We start from the raw sequence: 17,488 nt of genomic DNA on the forward strand, positions 1-17,488 counted from the left end.
CGGCCCAATTGTGGAGCAGCCCCGCCACGCCGTCCCCACCGCGTGGGTCGAGTTACCGGACCGATACGCGCCTCGGGGAGGTCCATCCCGGCGACGGGGTCAGCGGCGGCGTACGGCCTCCTCGACCAGGTCGAGCACCGGGCCGAGGTCGCCGGCGGGGCGGCCCATGGCCAGGTGCAGCACCAGGCCGTCGTAGGCGAGTTCGAGGAACTGGGCCAGCACGTCGATCGGCACGTCCGCGCGGAGCACGCCCGCCTCGCGCTGTCGGGCCAACCGGTCGCGGGTCGCCTCGGCGACCGCCGCCGACCGTTGCGCCCACCGCTTCGCGAACGCCGGGTCGGTACGCAGCCGTCGGGAGACCTCCAGTTGGCTGCCGAGCCAGCCGGTGGTGTCGGGGGAGACCGCGCCGGCCAGCAGGTCCCGCATGACCTGGACGAGGCCGTTGCGGGCGACCGTCTCCACCATGGCGGCGGCGTCGTCCTCGGCCACGGCGAGGAAGAGTGAGTCCTTGTCGCGGAAGTGGTGGAAGATCGCGCCCCGGGACAGCCGCGTGGCCTCCTCGAGCCTGCGGACGGTGGCGCCCTCGTAGCCGTGCCGGGCGAAACAGGCCCGCGCGGCGGCGAGGATCTCCTGGCGGCGCGCGTCGAGTTGGTCCTGGCTTACTCTGGGCACGGGTCGATCGTGACAGCTCACCCCTCGTCTGGCAAACCGTACGTACGGCTTGGTTTGGTCGCGCGAAAGATCATCGTCCGCCGGTCGGCCGCTAGGATCCCGTTGTGACGCCACTCCCCACCGCCGTCGCGGTCCCCGCCGACCCGCTGACCGTCGCCGCCGTGCAGGCCGAATCCATCCCCGGCGACGTGGCCGGCAACGCGGCGCGCGCCGCCCGGCTGGTCCGCCACGCGACGCAGCAGGGCGCCCGGGTCACGGTGCTGCCCGAGCTCTTCCTGCCGGCGTACCACCTGCCGACGCTCGCGGCCGATCCGGCCGGCACCGACGTCGCGGCCGACGGGGCCGGCGCCGTCGACGACCCGCGGCTGGACCCGCTGCGCGGGGCGGCCCGCGACGGCGGCGGCGCGGTGGTGGTCGGCGCCGCCGTCCGGCACCCCGACGGCCGGCGGACGATCTCCGCCCTGCTGGTCGACCGCGCCGGCGACGTCCGCGTCGGCTACGACAAGCAGCAGCTGTGGAGCGGCGAGCGGGAGCTGTTCGTGCCCGGCGACCGGGGCGCGACCCTGCTCGTCGACGACTGGCGGCTCGGGGTCGGCATCTGCTACGACGGCTGCTTCCCGGAGCACGGCCGGGCCGCGGCGGCCGACGGGGCGCACGGCTACCTCTGCCCGAGCGGCTACCTGGCCGGCTCGGAGCACCGCCGCGACCTCTACTACGCCGCCCGCGCGCTGGACAACACGATGTACGTCGTGTTCGCCAACCTCGTCGGCGGCACCGACCCGTGGCGGTTCAACGGCGGCGCCGCCGTCTACGACCCGGAGGGCCGGCCGCTGGCGCGCGGCGCCGACACCGGCGAGGCCGTGCTGGTCGTCACGCTCGCCCCGGAGGCCCTCGCGGCGACCCGGGCGGCGCACTGCATGCTGCTCGACCGTCTGCCCCACCAGGGAACCGCCCGCTCGGCGCTGCCGGCCTGAGGGTTTGGGAGGGCCGCGGCACTGTCGGTGGGCGGTGGCGTTCCCGTAGGGTGCCCGAGTGCCGCTGCTCCTGCTGGACCTGGACAACACGCTGCTTGACCGCGCCGGTCCGTTCCGCGCCTGGGGAGAGCGGTTCCTGGCCGGTGTGGGTGCGCCGCCGGCCGACATCGACTGGCTGGTGTCGATCGACGCGGACGGGCTGACCGACCGGTGGGACGTGGCCGACGCCGTACGCGACCGGTACGGGCTGCTGATCCCGTCCATCGACCTGGTCGAGGAGCTGCACGACGGCGTGGTGGCCAACATCCGGCTCGATCCGCTGGTGGCCTGTGCCCTGCGGATCGCCGACGAGGCCGGCTGGACGCCCGTGGTGGTCAGCAACGGCGGCGTACGGCAGCAGGAGGCCGTCATCCGCCGTACCGGGCTGGACCGCTTCGTCGCCGACTGGGTCATCTCCGAGGAGGTCGGCGTCAGCAAGCCCGACCCGAGGATCTTCGTGCTGGCCGCCCAGCGGGTACGGCGGCCGTTGCACGGCGCCTGGGTGATCGGCGACGGTCCGGAGGCGGACATCGGGGGCGCCGCCGCCGTGGGCCTGCCCAGTGTCTGGCTGCACCGGGGACGGAGCTGGGTGGACAGCCGGTTCGCCCCCACCCGCACGGCGGACGGCCTGATCGCCGCCGTCGCGGCGGTGCTCGCCGCCTGACGGACGGGTGCCCCGACCGCGACTGCCGGTCCACCGGCCCCGCCTCGGGACCGGTGCGCGCCGCCCGAGGGGGTGCCGTGGCCGCCCGCGGTGTGCCGGACGGGCGGTGGGCGAAAACCGGTTGACCGGGTCGCCGTCGGTTCGCGAGCATGGTCGGCGCATCGTGCAGCCGGGCCCGCGCCCGGTCGAGGAGAGGGGGTCGGTCATGGCCGTCTTCGCAGGTCACTTCCACCTGCCCCCAGTAGCCTCGAGCAAGGGAACACCACCGCAGTGCGCGATCACGACCTTCCGGCGCGCGAGCGCCGTACCCGCGGCAAGCGCCGCTTCGACGACGACGAACAGCTCTTCCTGAAGCGGGGCCGGGCCACCGGTCCCGCCCCCGCCGACCCCGACGACGAGCCGGACCCCGAGACGGGGGAGCGCTGGTCCTCCTGGGACGACGCCGTGCACGGCCCCCAGCCCTACCCGGACTGGCTGGTCACCGAACTGGCCGCCAGGGACACCGAGCTGGGCGTACTCAAGACCGGCAAGGAGGCGGACGTCCACCTGGTCCGCCGGGCGGTGCCCGGCACCGACCGGTCCTGCCTGCTGGCGGTCAAGCGGTACCGGGACCCGCAGCACCGACTCTTCCACCGCGACGCCGGTTACCTGGAGGGACGGCGGGTCCGCCGGTCCAGGGAGAACCGGGCGATGGCGGGGCGTACCACCTTCGGCCGGCAGATGATCGCCGGACAGTGGGCGGCGGCCGAGTTCGCCGCGCTGACCCGGCTCTGGGAGGTCGGCGCCCGGTACGGCACGATCTCCGTCCCCTATCCCGTGCAGGTGCGCGGCACCGAGCTGATGCTCGAGTTCGTCGGTGACCACGACGAGGGGCTGGCCGCGCCCCGGCTGGCCCAGCTCAGGCCGGAGGCGGGGGAGCTGCGCGAGCTGTGGGGACAGCTCGTCGACGCCCTCGTGGTGCTCGCCCGCGCCGGCCTGGCCCACGGCGACCTGTCGCCGTACAACCTGCTGGTGCACGCGGGGCGGCTGGTGCTGATCGACCTGCCGCAGGTGGTCGACGTGGTGGCCAACCCGCAGGGGCCGGAGTTCCTGGCCCGCGACGTCCGGGTGGTCGGCACCTGGTTCGCGGCCCGGGGCCTGCCGGCGGCGGACGCCGAGCCGGCCGCGCTGACCGCGCTGCTGTTGCGGGAGGCGGGGATCCGCTGACCGCGACATCCCGGGCGGCCGGCACCCGCCGCCCGGGACCGGGTCACTGGAGGTAGCGCTCGACCGCCGGCTTGGGGCGCAGGCCCTGGGCGTCCGGGTCGCCGTGGGTCTGTCGGGCGGCCCGCCGCCGGCGCAGCAGGTCCCAGCACTGGTCCAGGGACTCCTCCAGCTCGCGCAGCCGCGTGCGGGCGTCGTCGTCCGTGCCCGACTCGCCGGCCTGCGCGTCGGCGCGCAGGCGGTGCTCCTCGTCGACCAGCTCGGAGATCCGGTTCAGGATGGTCTTGTCGTCCATGTCCCTGAGCCTGGCACAGCCCGCGCGGGCGCGCCCCGGCTTCCACCGCCGCACGCCCCCCCGCCGGGCCCGCCGCTGCGGTAGGTTGCCCAGCCATGGCCCCCATCGTCCGGGCCGCCGGCCCCTCCGACGCGGCGCCGGTCGTCGACCTGCTCCGTGCCGCCCGGCCCCACCTGGTGGTCACTTCGGCGCTGCTCGCCTGGCAGGCGACCGGCAAACCTGCGGAACGCTTCGGGATGCTCGTCGCCGAGGAGGGCGGCGGGATCGCCGGCGTCGCCCGTACGGGGTTGCTGCACGAGAGCGCGGAGCCGGGGCTCGGCTTCGTCAACCTGGTCGTGCACCCCGAGGGGCGTCGGCGGGGCGTCGGCTCGGCGCTGCTCGCCGCCGCCGAGGAGCGGCTCGTCGGGCTCGGCGTGCGTCGGGCGTACGCCCGGGTCGCCGACGAACCGGCGGCGCTCGCCTTCGCCGAGCGGCACGGCTACCGCTCCGGCCGGCGCAACGTGATCCTGGGCCTGGACCTGGCGACCGAGGCGCTGCCGCCCGCGCCCGCCCCGCCGGCCGGGGTGCGCCTGGGTACGGCCGCGGACCTGGTCGACCCGCGTCCGCTGTACGAGGCGGACCTGGCCGCCGCCGCGGACGAGCCGGGCGACGTCGGGATGGACGAGATCAGCTTTGACGACTGGCGGGCCGCGTACTGGGACCGGCCGGACCTGGACCGGGCGCTCAGCACGGTGGCGACGGCCGACGGTGCCGTGGTGGCGTTCACGGTCGCGCTGACCGATGGCCGGAACCGGTACCTGTCGGGAATGACGGGCACCCGGCCCGGGTGGCGGGGTCGGGGCCTCGCCCGGCTGGTCAAGCACGCGTCGCTACGGGCCGCCCGCGCGGCGGGCCTCCGTCGGGCATTCACGATCAACGATGCCGGCAACGACGCGATGCGGGCGGTGAACGCGTGGTTCGGGTACCGGCCGGCGGCCGCCGAATGGCGCCACCTGCGCACCCTCCAGAAGTGACTCCCACCACGAAATCCTTCATGGACGAGCATTCCCATGAGCAAAATTCTCGTTCGATGGCTAGCGGAGCCTCGGCGGGTGGTGGCATGCTTCCCGGGTTGTGACGCAAGGCAGCCGTCCACTTGACGGTCCGTCACAACGGAGCGTGACCGAGGGGGAGGAGCCGCGGGTGCGGGATGCCAATGCCGGGCGGAGCGTCGAGGACGCACGGGGACGGGCGGCCCGCTCGATACCACTGTGGACAATGCTCCCCGGTCTGCTGCGCGATCCGCTGAGCCGACTCGTCGCGCTGGCGGACGAGGCCGAAGGTGAGATCGTCCGGCTCAACCTCGGGACGATCCGCCCGTACCTGGTCACCGAGCCGGCCCACGTGCAGCACATCCTGCGCGACAACGAGGCCAACTACACCCGTGGCGGGCAGAGCATGCTCTGGCGCCCGGTACGCCGGCTCACCGGCGACGGCATCCTGTCCGACGGGCCACGGTGGCAGGCCAGCCGCGCGCGGATGCAGCCGCACTTCACCGCCAAGCGCATCGACTCCCTCGTCGACTCCATGAGCCACGCCGTCAGCGAGGCCGTCGACGAGTTCGAGGAGCCGGCCCGGACCGGCCGCTGGTTCGACGCCGGCAACGAACTGGGCCGCGTCATCTGCCGGGCGATCAGCAGCGTCTTCTTCGCCGACCAGGTGAGCCTCGCCGACCAGCTGCGGATCGTCGCCGCCCAGGGCACGATCGTCACGGCGCTGCGGGCGCGCCTGCTCCTGCCGTTCGTGCCGGACGCCGTGCCGGTGCCGGGCGACCGGGCCCTGAGCCGCGCGATCGGCGTCGTCGACGACATCATGCTGCCGCTGGTACGCAGGGAGATCGCCCACCCGCGCGACGGCGACGACCTGCTCGCCGCCCTGGCCCGCGCCCGCGACGAGCAGGGGCGCCCCCTCGACGAGCGGCAGGTCCGCGACGACGTGGTCTCGTCCTTCGCCACCGCGACGGAGACCACCTACGCCGTGCTGACCTGGCTGTGGCCGATCCTGGACGCCCACCCGGAGATCGCCGAGCGGCTCTACGCCGAGCTGGACGAGGTGGTGGGCACGGACCGGACGATCAGCCGGGACCAGCTGCGTGCGCTCACCTACACCCGCGCCGTGGTGGACGAACTGCTGCGGATGTACCCGGCGGGCTGGCTGCTGCCGCGTACGGCCCTCGCCGACGACGTCATCGGCGGCACCAGGATCAAGGCGGGCAGCATCGTCGTGGTCAGCTCCTACATCACCCAGCGGCTCGCCCGGTTCTGGGACCGTCCGGACACCTTCGACCCCGAGCGGTTCCTCGGCGACCAGCCGCGCCGCAGCCACCGGTACGCGTACTTCCCGTTCGGCGGCGGCCCGCACCAGTGCCTCGGCATGTACCTGTTCAACCTGGAGGCTCCGCTGGTGGTGGCCACGATGCTCAGCCGCTACCGATTCCGCCTGCGGGAGCGCGGCATGCCACCCCGGCAGCTGGCGGCGGCCCTGCGCCCCGGCCGACCGGTGGTCATGGCGCTGACCCCGGTACGCGAGCGGAGGCCGGCGTGACCGGGGTGCCGGCGGCGGCCGGCGCGGCGACGGTCGGGCGCGACGAACTGCGCGACGCGCAGGAACAGGGGCGCATCTGCGGCCTGGCGGTACGCGGGCAGCGCGACCTGCAGACGTCGGCCGCCGCCCACCCCGAACTGTTCCCCGCGGAACCGTTCGACACCATGCTGTTCGCCAACATCTCGCTGGCCATCGCCTTCGGCGCGCCGTGGTGCACGGCCCAGCAGCTGCGCGCCGCGAACCGGACCGTGCTGTGGGGCTTCGCCCTCGACTGGCTGATCGACCACCGGGCGCGTACCCGCGACGAGGTGGACGGGCTCGTCGCGCGCTGCCTCGCGGTGGCCGCCGGCGAACCGCCCGCCGCCGACGACCACCTCGGCGCCTACCTGGCCGAGCTCCAGGGGGAGCTGGCGACGTCCGACGCCTTCGCGGCGTACCGTCCGCTGTGGCGGGACCGGGTGGACGCGACCGTGCGGGCGATGGCCCGCGAGTGGGAGTGGAAGGCGGCCCGGCGGCCCGGGGACCGGTCGTCCCTGCCGAGCCTCGACGCCTATCTCGACAACGCCGACAACCACGCCTGCACGATCGTCAACGTCGCGCACTGGCTCTACACCGGCGACGAGGCCACCCTCGCCCGGCTGGACGAGCTGGTCGCGGTCAGCGACCAGGTGCAGCGCGCCCTGCGCCTCGTCAACGACCTGGGCACCTACGAACGGGACCTGCGCTGGGGCGACCTCAACGCGCTGCTGCTGGTCGAGGACCGCGCCGAGGTGGAGCAGCGGCTCGCCGCGCTGGTGGACACGTGCCGCCAGATGCTGGTGCCGCTGCGCGCGACCTGCCCGCGCGAGGCGGACTACCTGGCCCGGCAGGTCGGGTTCAGCAGCGGCTTCTACCAGCTGGCCGACTTCTGGGGAATGTCGTGACGGCGGCCCCGCTCGCCGTACCGGACGTGGGCGGCGCCGGGCTGGCCGCCGCCGGCCGCGAACTGGTGGCGGCGATGCTGGCGGCCCCCGCCGGCACGGTCTCGCCCTCGGTCTACGAGACCGGCCGGCTGGTCAGCGACGCGCCCTGGCTGCCGGGGCACGCCGAGCGGCTGCGTCACCTGCTGGCCACCCAGCGCGCCGACGGCGGATGGGGGGCGCCCGGCGCGTACGGCCTGGTGCCGACCCTGAGCGCGGTGGAGGCGCTGCTGAGCACCCTGCGCAGCCCGGGGCGCGTCGAGCCCGGCGAGGCGCGGCGACTCGCGCCCGCCGTGGACCGGGGCGTGGCGGCGCTGCGGGACCGGCTGCTGGTCGCCGCCGAGCCGGTGCCGGACATGCCGGGCGTCGACCTGATCGTGCCCGCCCTGATCGACCGGATCGACGCGCTCCTCGGCGACGGCGCGGTCGACCGGACCGGGCGGCCAGCGCCCACGCTGCCGATGCCGTACGGGATGACCCGGCACCGGGCCGAGGCGGTCACGCGGCTCCTCGCGGCCGACGGGCCCATCCCGGAGAAGCTGTGGCACGCCTTCGAGGTGCTGGACGGGCGGGCCCGCACGCACCTGCGGGCCCGGCCCGTCTCGGGCGCCGTCGGCGCCTCGCCCGCCGCCACCGCTGCCTGGCTGGGCGATCCCACCCGCCCGGATGCCGACCGCGCCGCGCTGGCCTACCTGACCGAGGTCGTCGCGCGCGGCGGCGGCCCGGTGCCGTGCACGACCCCGATCGCCGTGTTCGAGCGGGCCTGGGTGCTCAGCGGCCTGGCCCGGGTCGGCGCGGCGGCGGACGTCCCCGCCGCGCTGACCGACGGCCTGGTCGCCGCGCTCGGGCCGACCGGCGCGGCCACCTCGCCCGGACTGCCGACGGACGCCGACACCACCGCCGTCACGCTCTTCGCGCTGGCCCTGCTCGGCCGCCCGGTCGCGCCCGACAGTCTCCTGGCGTACGACACGGGCACGCACTTCTGCACGTGGCAGGGCGAGGACGGCGCGTCGGTCACCACGAACGCCCACGTGCTGGAGGCGCTGGGCTGGCACGCCCTGCACCGCCCCGGCCGCCCGTACGCCGACGTGGCGCGGCGGGTGGCGGGCTGGCTGGTCGACGGCCAGCTCGCCGACGGCAGCTGGACGGACCGCTGGCACGCCTCGCCGTACTACGCGACGGCCAGCGCCGCGACGAGCCTGGCCGAGTACGCGCCCGACGCCGTCGCCGGGCGGCTCGACCGGGCTGCCGACTGGGTGCGCGACACCCAGCGCGACGACGGCTCGTGGGGGCTGTGGACGGGTACGCCGGAGGAGACCGCGTACGCCCTGCAGGTGCTGCTCGGCACCGGGCGACCGCCCCGGCCGGACCTCGCCCCGGTCGTGCGCCGGGCCCTCGCCTACCTCGACGCCGACCGCGACGGCACGGACGACGACGCTCCACTGTGGCATGACAAGGATCTCTACCACCCGGTGCTCATCGTGCGGGCCGCCGTGCTGGCGGCGCGGCAGCTGGCCCGGTCGACCGGCCACGCAGGACCGTGAACCCTTGCTGTCCACCACGCACCGGTCATGATCAGCACTGCTTGAGTGATCGTCCCGACACTGCTACCGTGCGCCGGGTCGGTCGAAGCGCCATGCGGAAGCCGCCGATCGGATGAATCAGACTCCCCGCCAGGGATGGTTTTCAATGGGTTCCCGCAGTTCCAATCTGCGCCGGAAAGTCGTGGCTCTGCTGGCCTCACTCGTTGCGCTGTGGGCGTTCGCCGCGTGGGTGACCCTCCGGGAAGGTGTCAGTCTCCTCTGGGTGCAGGTGCTCGACGCGCAGGTCGCCCAACCGGGTGAGCCGCTGGTGCTGGAGTTGCAGGCCGAACGCCGGGCGTCCGCGGCGTACCTGGGCGGCTCCGGCGCGGCCGAGCGCGAACAGCTCGACGCGCAGTGGCAGCGGACCGAGAAGGTCGCCGACGACTTCCGCGAGTCCGTGAGCAGCTGGCGGGTGGACCTGGCGGCCGACGAGAGCCAGCGGCAGATCGACACGGTCGTCGCCGGGCTGGACCGGCTCGACGGCGTACGCGAGTCCATCCGCGACCGTCAGGTGGACCGGGCCGCCGCCACCCGCGCGTACACCGAGCTGATCGACTCGGTGCTGCGTATGTACGGGTCGCTGGGCAACCTGGACGACGAGCGGTTCACGCAGGAGACCGCGGCGCTGATCGAGCTCGTCCGGATCCGCGAACTCATGTCCCAGGAGGACGCCCTCATCACCGGCGCCCTGGCCGCCGGCCGGATGACGCCCGAGGAGACCGCCGCCTTCGCCCGCGCCACGGGCGCCCAGCGCTACCTGGACAGCCAGGTCCGCACCGACCTTTCGAGCGCCGACCGGACCCGCTACGAGGCACTGCTCGCCGGCGAGGCGTTCACCGCCTTCCGGGCCCTGGAGGACCGCGTCGTCGTACAGGGCCGGGCGGGCGGCGCGCCACCGGTCTCGGCGGCCGAGTGGCGCGCGGCGGCCGACGTGGTCGTCGAGGAGCAGCAGCGCTTCATCATCGAGGCCGGTGACGCCCTCGTGGAACGGGCCGCGCCGATCGCCGTCGGTGTCGTCCTGCGGCTGGTGCTGGCCGCCGGTCTGGGCCTGCTCGCCGTCATCGCCTCGATCGTCGTGTCGATCACCACCGCCCGGGCCCTCGTGCAGCAGTTGGAACGGCTGCGCGAGGCCGCCTTCCGGCTCGCCAACGAACGGCTGCCCGGTGTGGTCGAGCGGCTCGGCCACGGCGAGGAGGTCGACGTCGCCAAGGAGGCGCCGCCGCTGGAGTTCGGCGACGACGAGATCGGCCAGGTGGGCAAGGCGTTCAACGCCGTGCAGGAGACCGCGATCCGCACCGCCGTCGAGCAGGCCGAGCTGCGCCGCAACGTACGCGAGGTCTTCCTGAGCCTGGCCCGGCGCACCCAGGCGCTGGTGCACCGTCAGCTCACCCTGCTCGACGCGATGGAGCGCCGCGAGCACGACGCCGAGGAGCTGGAGGACCTGTTCCGGGTCGACCACCTGGCCACCCGGATGCGGCGCAACGCGGAGAACCTGATCGTGCTCTCCGGCTCGACCCCCGGCCGCGCCTGGCGGCGCAACGTGCCGATGGTCGACGTCGTCCGGGGCGCGGTCGCCGAGGTCGAGGACTACACCCGGGTCAACGTGCTGCCGCTGGGTGCGGTCTCGCTCACCGGCCGGGCGGTCGGCGACGTCATCCACCTGCTCGCCGAGCTGATCGAGAACGGGCTGTCGTTCTCCCCGCCGCACACCACCGTCGAGGTGCGCGGGCAGATGGTGTCCAACGGTTTCGCCATCGAGATCGAGGACCGCGGCCTGGGCATGAGCGAGGAGGACCTGGCCGCCGCGAACCACCGGATCGTCGACCAGTCCGAGCTGAACCTGGCCAACGCCTCCCGCCTCGGGCTCTACGTGGTCAGCCGGCTGACCGAGCGGCACGGTGTGCGGGTGCAGCTCAAGGAGTCCGCGTACGGCGGCACCACGGCCGTCGTGCTGATCCCGGCCGAGCTGGTGACCGCCGGGGACGAGGACCCGAGCACCTCCGGCGGGTTCCCCACCGGCCTGCCCGCCGCCACCGGCCCGGTCTCCGGCACGCCCGAGCAGGCGCCGCCTGCCGCCGAGCCGCCGCTGGCCGCGGCGCCGGTGGCGCTGGCCGAGCCGCCGTTCGCGCCCCGCGCCCGGCAGTCCCCGGAGGCCGACGACGCCACCGCGATGGAGGCCGACGGGGATGCCCTGCCGACCCGGTCGCGCGGCCGGAGCCTGCCGGCTGCCGCCCCGGCCCTCGACGCGCGGCTGCCCGCGCGGCCCAGGGGCGGATCCGAGCAGTACGCCCTGGACGGCCCGACCTTCCCGACCGGCCTGCCGGTGACCGCCGCCCGGCCCACGCCGGCGGGGACGACCGAGGCGACCGGGACACCGGGCGCACCGGAGCCCGGCACCGGATCCACCGCTGCCGGCGGCCCGGCGCCGACGGCCCGCCAGGTGACGGCGCGTACCGACTCGGGGCTGCCCGTGCGGGTCCGGCAGGCCAGCATCGTCCCGGAGCTTCGCGACGATCCGGCGACCGCCGGGGACGACGACACCGACGACGAGGTGCGCCCGCCGGAGCAGGTGCGCCGGATGATGAGCTCCTACCAGACCGGCACCCGGCGTGGCCGTACGGACGCCGCCCGGCTGTTGGGTGGAGCGGGCGACAGCCGAACCGAGGCCGGCGAGGAACCCGACGCCGGCGACGACCTGCAAGCGACCTGATCGGCGCCGCCACGGTGCGGGGAATCCCGTGGCGTGGCGGGCCGCCGAGACGATCACGGCGACAAGTGCCGGGGGAGAAGAGGACGACGAGTGGCGCAGAAGACGGCTTCGAGTGCCGACCTGACGTGGTTGCTGGATGATCTGGTCGGCCGGGTGAAGCAGGCCGACCACGCGGTTGCGCTCTCGACGGACGGCCTGCTGATGGCCGCCTCGCGAGGGCTCGGCCGGGACGACGCCGAGCACCTGGCGGCCATGGCGGCCGGCATCCAGAGCCTGGCCCGAGGTGCGGGCAAGCGTTTCGGTGGCGGGCAGGTGCAGCAGACCATCATCGAGATGCAGTCGTCGTTCCTGTTCGTCACAGCGGCCGGGCGCAACGCCTGCCTCGCCGTCCTCGCGAGCGAGGACGCCGACGTCGGCCTGATCGCCTACGAGATGGCGATGCTGGTCACCCGCGTCGGCAAGTACGTGGCGTCGCCGACGCGGACCGGCGAGCAGCAGACCGGCGAGAAGTAGCCGCGATGACGGTGCAGGGGGAGTCCTCGGAGCACCAGTGGGTCGACGACCATGCCGGCCCGGTCGTGCGCCCGTACGCGGTGACGCGTGGCCGGGCACGGCCGGTCACCGGCACGTTCGACCTGATTTCCCTGGTGACGGCGACCCGCGGGGACGTGACCCCGGAGGTCGGGCTGGGCCCGGAGCACCTGGCGATCGTCGGGCTCTGCCAGCGGATCCAGTCCGTCGCCGAGATCGCCGCCCACCTGGACCTGCCGGTGGGCACAATCCGGGTCCTTCTCGGTGACCTGGCGGCCCGCAGCCTGGTACAGGTACGCGAGCCGCACACCACGGCCGGCCTTCCCGACAACAGCATTTTCGAGGCGGTAATCAATGGACTACGGGCACTCTGAGCGGCCGGCGGGAGCGACGCCACTGCCCACCGCGATCAAGATCCTCGTCGCGGGTGGCTTCGGCGTGGGCAAGACCACCATGGTCGGCGCGGTCAGCGAGACCCGCCCGTTGCGTACGGAGGAGGTGTTGACCGAGTCCGGCGTCGGTATCGACGACCTCTCCGGGGTGGAGAGCAAGACGACCACCACGGTGGCGATGGACTTCGGCCGCATCACCATCAGCGACGACCTGGTGCTCTATCTCTTCGGCACCCCGGGCCAGGACCGGTTCTGGTTCGTCTGGGACGAGCTGGCGCTCGGCGCGCTCGGGGCGGTGGTGCTGGCCGACACCCGCCGGCTGGCCGACTGCTTCCCCTCCATCGACTACTTCGAGGGGCGGGGCACGCCGTTCGTCGTGGCGGTCAACTGCTTCGAGGGGGCCCGCAAGTACCGGCTCGACGAGGTCCAGGCGGCGCTCAACCTCGACCCGGGGGTGCCGGTGCTGCTCTGCGACGCCCGGCAGCGGGAGTCGAGCAAGGAGGTGCTCATCACGCTGATGGAGCACGCCATGAAGACCCGCGAGGCCCGCCGCCGCGCGGCGGCCTCCGAGTAACCGGACGCCGTAGCTCCTCGCTGCGGCTTCCCCCGGCGCGCCCACGAGCTGCGTGGTGCGTCAGAGCGATGAAACGGGCCCCCTGCCGACGCCGGCAGGGGGCCCGTTCGCCTCGGTGCGTCAGCTGGCGATCATGCGACGCAGCACGTACTGCAGGATGCCGCCGTGGCGGTAGTAGTCCGCCTCACCCGGGGTGTCGATCCGCACCACCGCGTCGAACTCGACGCCGCTGTCGGTGCTGACCTTGACCGTACGCGGGGTCTCGCCGTCGTTGAGCGCGGTGACGCCGGTGATGGAGAACGTCTCCGTGCCGGTGAGGCCGAGCGACTCGGCGGTCTCGCCGGCCGGGAACTGCAGCGGGAGCACGCCCATGCCGATCAGGTTCGAGCGGTGGATCCGCTCGTACGACTCGGCGATGACCGCCCGGACGCCGAGCAGCATGGTGCCCTTGGCCGCCCAGTCGCGCGACGAGCCGGAGCCGTACTCCTTGCCGGCCAGGACGACCAGCGGGACGCCCGCCTCCTGGTAGGCCACGGAGGCGTCGTAGATCGAGGTCTGCTCGCCGGTCAGGTGGTTGACCGTGAAGCCGCCCTCGACTCCGGGGACCAGCTGGTTGCGCAGCCGGATGTTGGCGAAGGTGCCCCGGATCATCACCTCGTGGTTGCCCCGGCGCGAGCCGTACGAGTTGAACTCGTGGCGCGGCACGCCGTGCTCGGCGAGGTACGTGCCGGCCGGCGAGTCGGCCTTGATGGAGCCGGCCGGCGAGATGTGGTCGGTGGTCACCGAGTCGCCCAGCTTGGCCAGCACCCGCGCGCCGGTGATGTCGACGACCGCCTTCGGCTCCCGCTGCATCCCCTCGAAGTACGGGGGCTTGCGGACGTAGGTGGACTCGTCCGCCCAGGCGAACGTGTCGCCGGTCGGCGTGGGCAGCGACTGCCAGCGCTCGTCACCGGCGAAGACGTCCTCGTACGCGGAGCTGAAGCCGGTGGCGCCGATCGCCGAGGCGATGACGTCCTGGATCTCGGCGCTGTTGGGCCAGATGTCCCGCAGGAACACCGGATTGCCCTCGCTGTCCTCACCGATCGGCTCGTTGGCCAGGTCGATGTCCATCGTGCCGGCCAGCGCGTACGCGACCACCAGCGGCGGGGAGGCCAGGTAGTTCATCTTGACGTCCGGGTTGATCCGGCCCTCGAAGTTCCGGTTGCCGGAAAGCACGGAGACGACGGCCAGGTCGGCCTCGTTGACCGCGGCCGAGACCTCCTCCGGCAGCGGGCCGGAGTTGCCGATGCAGGTGGTGCAGCCGTAGCCGACCAGGTGGAAGCCGAGCTTCTCCAGGTAGGGCGTGAGGCCGGCCCGCTCGTAGTAGTCCATGACGACCTTGGAACCCGGGGCCAGGGTGGTCTTCACCCACGGCTTGCGGGTCAGGCCCTTGTCGACGGCGTTGCGGGCCAGCAGGGCCGCGCCGATCATCACCTGCGGGTTGGACGTGTTGGTGCAGGACGTGATCGCGGCGATCACCACGGCGCCGTGGTCCAGCTCGTACTCGACGCCGTCGGCGCCGGTGACCCGGATCGGGTTGCTGGCCCGGCCGCCGGCGCCGAGCGCGCCGTTGATGAGCTCACGCGGGGCGTCGGCGGGGTCGTTGACGCCGTCGACGGCCGGCGAGTCGCTGGCCGGGAAGGACTCGGCGCTGGCCTCGTCGGCGCGGCCCTGCACACCGAACGGCGTGCTCTGCTGCGGGACGCCCGGCTTGCGGCCGGCATCGCCGCCGGTCTCGTCGGCGGCCACGTAGTCGGTGAGCGCCGAGCGGAACAGCGTCTTGGCGTTGCCCAGCGGGACCCGGTCCTGCGGGCGCTTCGGGCCGGCCAGGGACGGCTCGATGGTGCTCAGGTCGAGTTCCAGGCGCTCCGAGTACTCCGGCTCGGCGTCCGGGTCGTGCCAGAGGCCCTGCTCCTTGGCGTACGCCTCGACGAGCGCGACCTGCGCGGCGTCGCGACCGGTCAGCTCCAGGTAGCGGACGGTCTCGGCGTCGATCGGGAAGATCGCGACGGTCGAACCGTACTCGGGGGACATGTTGCCGATGGTGGCCCGGTTGGCCAGCGGCACGGCGCCCACGCCGGGACCGTAGAACTCGACGAACTTGCCGACCACCCCGTGCTTGCGCAGCATCTCGGTGATGGTGAGCACCAGGTCGGTGGCGGTGGTGCCGGCCGGCATCTCGCCGGAGAGCTTGAAGCCCACCACGCGCGGGATTAGCATGCTGACCGGCTGGCCGAGCATCGCGGCCTCGGCCTCGATGCCGCCGACGCCCCAGCCCAGCACGCCCAGGCCGTTGACCATCGTGGTGTGCGAGTCGGTGCCGACCACCGTGTCCGGGTACGCCTGGCCGTTGCGCTCCATGATCGTACGGGCCAGGTACTCGATGTTGACCTGGTGCACGATGCCGGTGCCCGGCGGGACGACCTTGAACTCGTTGAACGCGGTCTGGCCCCAGCGCAGGAACTGGTAGCGCTCCTTGTTGCGCTCGTACTCCAGCTCGACGTTGCGCTCGAAGGCGTCCTCCCGGCCGAACAGGTCGGCGATGACGGAGTGGTCGATCACCAGCTCGGCGGGGGCCAGCGGGTTCACCTTGGTGGCGTCGCCGCCCAGGTCGCGGACGGCCTCGCGCATGGTGGCCAGGTCGACCACGCAGGGTACGCCGGTGAAGTCCTGCATGAGCACCCGCGCCGGGGTGAACTGGATCTCCACGCTCGGGTCGGCGCCGGAATCCCAGGCGCCGAGCTGCCGGATGTGGTCGGCGGTGATGTTCGCGCCGTCCTCCGTCCGGAGCAGGTTCTCCAGGAGGATCTTCAGGCTGTAGGGGAGCCGTTCGTGGCCCTCCACCTTGCTGATCTTGAAAATCTCGTAGCTCGCGTCTCCGACGCGTAGCTGGGTCTTCGCACCGAAGGTGTCGAGGCTCGCCACGTCGTACTCCTTCACACCAGCGACCGTGAGTAGTCCTGAGCAGTCTGTCGCACCGGTCGGGGTGCCGCCGTGGTTAGGGGACACTTACCGCCGATTCTCGTCGTCAACAAAACCGTACGTCCGTCTTGCTAACTCCGCAACCTCGTGCCATCGTTCGGGACGAGGAGGTGCCACCATGATCCATCACGTCCAGCTCGCCTGCCCACGCGGCTCCGAGGATGCGTCGCGGGCCTTCTACGTGGGGGTGCTCGGGATGACCGAGAAGCCCAAGCCACCCGCCCTCGCCGCCCGTGGTGGCTGCTGGTTCACGGCGTACGGCGCGGAGCTGCACCTGGGCGTGGAGGACGACTTCAGCCCCGCCCGCAAGGCCCACCCGGGCCTGCTCTGGCCGGACCTGGACGCGCTCGCCGCCCGGCTGGCCGCCGCCGGCTATCCGGTCACCTGGGGCGACGACGAGCTGCCCGGCATGCGCCGCTTCCACAGCCAGGACGCGCACGGCAACCGGCTGGAGTTCCTCGCCCCGGTCGACTGATCCCCTCCGCCGTCGGGGTGGATGGCGCCGAAACGGCCCGCACGGCGCATGCCGAAAGGGCCGGTCCCCGTTGTCGGGGGCCGGCCCTTTCGTTCGTTCGTGGTGGGTGTCAGGAGGTGTAGCCGCGGGTGGCGATCCAGTCGGCGAGGTTGTCGATGTTCATGCGGTAGGAGGCCTGGTTGGGGTTGGCGGAGTCGGCGATGGTGACGGTGTTGCCGTTGTCGCGGTAGCCGACGACGCTGATGTAGTGGCCGCCTTCGAAGGAGTGGGTGGTGCCGTCGGTGTCGGTGGCGGTGCCGGCGATGTTGGCGACGATGGCGTGGCCTTCGTCGATGGCGGTGACGATGTCGGTGCGGAGCTTGTCGGTCTGCTTGTCGTCGGCCTTGGGCTCGGGGATCTCGACCGACTGGTAGGCGTCCTTGCCGGTTTCCTTGTTCAGGACGGGGGTGATGTCGTTGATGGAGTTGGTGCCGGCTTCGGTGGTGCCCATGCGTTGGGCCATGCCGTGTACGTCGATGTTCTTGCCCTGCACGCTGAGGGCGTTGCGGGCGGCGGCGGGGCCGCAGTAGTAGAAGTTGGGCTGGGCTTCGTAGCGCACGCCCAGTTCGCGCTCGCCGTGCTTGCGGTCCTTGCCGGCGGTGGCGGGTCGGGTGTCGGTGGGGGAGGCGGTGTGTGCGGCGGTGATCGGGCCGGCGATGGCGCCGCCGGCGAAGGCGAGCCCGGCAACGGTCAGGGCGCTGGTACGGAAGATGTCGGTACGCATGATGGCAACACCTTTCGATCGGGGGTCGCGACACAACCCAGGGGGGTGGG

16 protein-coding genes are annotated in these 17,488 nt (G+C 73.3%); 12 read left to right on the forward strand and 4 right to left on the reverse strand.

Going from position 1 to position 17,488, the window contains the following annotated elements:
* Nucleotides 1–99: 99 nt before the first annotated feature.
* A complete protein-coding gene (locus ACGFIG_RS13840; RefSeq protein WP_363902747.1) occupies nt 100–672 on the reverse strand; it encodes a helix-turn-helix domain-containing protein in 573 nt (190 codons plus the stop codon).
* Nucleotides 673–776: 104 nt separating this feature from the next.
* On the opposite strand from ACGFIG_RS13840, the gene ACGFIG_RS13845 reads away from it, so the two are divergent.
* The 3 genes from ACGFIG_RS13845 (at nt 777) to ACGFIG_RS13855 (ending at nt 3,555) form a co-directional block, all read left to right on the forward strand.
* Complete coding sequence (locus ACGFIG_RS13845) at nt 777–1,646, forward strand: carbon-nitrogen hydrolase family protein (protein WP_393002534.1); 870 nt, start codon at nt 777–779, stop codon at nt 1,644–1,646.
* A 58-nt stretch (nt 1,647–1,704) separates the two neighbouring features.
* Nucleotides 1,705–2,349: an HAD family hydrolase gene (locus ACGFIG_RS13850; RefSeq protein ID WP_393002536.1), complete on the forward strand. Its 645-nt coding sequence runs from the start codon at nt 1,705–1,707 to the stop codon at nt 2,347–2,349.
* 270 nt (nt 2,350–2,619) lie between these two features.
* Nucleotides 2,620–3,555, forward strand: coding sequence for a serine protein kinase RIO (locus ACGFIG_RS13855; RefSeq protein WP_393002538.1), 936 nt, complete (start codon nt 2,620–2,622; stop codon nt 3,553–3,555).
* Nucleotides 3,556–3,598: 43 nt separating this feature from the next.
* On the opposite strand, the gene ACGFIG_RS13860 is transcribed toward ACGFIG_RS13855, so the two are convergent.
* Nucleotides 3,599–3,847 (reverse strand): DUF2630 family protein, encoded by a 249-nt coding sequence (locus ACGFIG_RS13860; RefSeq protein ID WP_101411608.1) that lies wholly within the window; start codon nt 3,845–3,847, stop codon nt 3,599–3,601.
* Between the two features lie 95 nt (nt 3,848–3,942).
* On the opposite strand from ACGFIG_RS13860, the gene ACGFIG_RS13865 reads away from it, so the two are divergent.
* The 8 genes from ACGFIG_RS13865 (at nt 3,943) to ACGFIG_RS13900 (ending at nt 13,179) form a co-directional block, all read left to right on the forward strand.
* The gene (locus ACGFIG_RS13865) at nt 3,943–4,860 is read left to right on the forward strand and encodes a GNAT family N-acetyltransferase (RefSeq protein ID WP_393002540.1); all 918 of its coding nucleotides are present in this window, start codon (nt 3,943–3,945) and stop codon (nt 4,858–4,860) included.
* Nucleotides 4,861–5,089: 229 nt separating this feature from the next.
* A complete protein-coding gene (locus ACGFIG_RS13870) occupies nt 5,090–6,430 on the forward strand; it encodes a cytochrome P450 (protein ID WP_393002937.1) in 1,341 nt (446 codons plus the stop codon).
* Complete coding sequence (locus ACGFIG_RS13875) at nt 6,427–7,353, forward strand: terpene synthase family protein (protein WP_393002542.1); 927 nt, start codon at nt 6,427–6,429, stop codon at nt 7,351–7,353. The genes ACGFIG_RS13870 and ACGFIG_RS13875 overlap by 4 nt, the downstream gene beginning before the upstream one ends.
* Nucleotides 7,350–8,933: a prenyltransferase/squalene oxidase repeat-containing protein gene (locus ACGFIG_RS13880; RefSeq protein ID WP_393002544.1), complete on the forward strand. Its 1,584-nt coding sequence runs from the start codon at nt 7,350–7,352 to the stop codon at nt 8,931–8,933. Before ACGFIG_RS13875 ends, ACGFIG_RS13880 begins: the two co-directional genes overlap by 4 nt.
* A gap of 145 nt (nt 8,934–9,078) precedes the next feature.
* Nucleotides 9,079–11,682 carry a nitrate- and nitrite sensing domain-containing protein gene (locus tag ACGFIG_RS13885; protein WP_393002546.1) on the forward strand — a complete coding sequence of 868 codons (2,604 nt, stop codon included), beginning with the start codon at nt 9,079–9,081 and terminating at the stop codon, nt 11,680–11,682.
* A 90-nt stretch (nt 11,683–11,772) separates the two neighbouring features.
* On the forward strand, nt 11,773–12,195 hold the full coding sequence (locus tag ACGFIG_RS13890) for a roadblock/LC7 domain-containing protein (RefSeq protein ID WP_393002548.1): 423 nt from the start codon (nt 11,773–11,775) through the stop codon (nt 12,193–12,195).
* Between the two features lie 5 nt (nt 12,196–12,200).
* Nucleotides 12,201–12,587 (forward strand): DUF742 domain-containing protein, encoded by a 387-nt coding sequence (locus tag ACGFIG_RS13895; RefSeq protein ID WP_393002550.1) that lies wholly within the window; start codon nt 12,201–12,203, stop codon nt 12,585–12,587.
* On the forward strand, nt 12,568–13,179 hold the full coding sequence (locus tag ACGFIG_RS13900) for an ATP/GTP-binding protein (protein WP_393002552.1): 612 nt from the start codon (nt 12,568–12,570) through the stop codon (nt 13,177–13,179). The genes ACGFIG_RS13895 and ACGFIG_RS13900 overlap by 20 nt, the downstream gene beginning before the upstream one ends.
* Nucleotides 13,180–13,299: 120 nt before the next feature.
* Here ACGFIG_RS13900 and ACGFIG_RS13905 read toward each other — a convergent pair whose 3' ends face one another.
* Nucleotides 13,300–16,158 carry an aconitate hydratase gene (locus ACGFIG_RS13905; protein WP_393002554.1) on the reverse strand — a complete coding sequence of 953 codons (2,859 nt, stop codon included), beginning with the start codon at nt 16,156–16,158 and terminating at the stop codon, nt 13,300–13,302.
* Nucleotides 16,159–16,318: 160 nt separating this feature from the next.
* Between ACGFIG_RS13905 and ACGFIG_RS13910 the strand changes: the two genes are divergently transcribed.
* A complete protein-coding gene (locus ACGFIG_RS13910) occupies nt 16,319–16,675 on the forward strand; it encodes a VOC family protein (protein WP_393002556.1) in 357 nt (118 codons plus the stop codon).
* A gap of 109 nt (nt 16,676–16,784) precedes the next feature.
* Here the strand turns inward: ACGFIG_RS13910 and ACGFIG_RS13915 are convergent, their stop codons facing one another.
* The gene (locus ACGFIG_RS13915) at nt 16,785–17,438 is read right to left on the reverse strand and encodes a C39 family peptidase (protein WP_393002558.1); all 654 of its coding nucleotides are present in this window, start codon (nt 17,436–17,438) and stop codon (nt 16,785–16,787) included.
* Nucleotides 17,439–17,488: the final 50 nt, after the last annotated feature.

The sequence above is a fragment of the Micromonospora sp. NPDC049048 genome (genome assembly GCF_043197615.1).
GTDB lineage: Bacteria > Actinomycetota > Actinomycetes > Mycobacteriales > Micromonosporaceae > Micromonospora.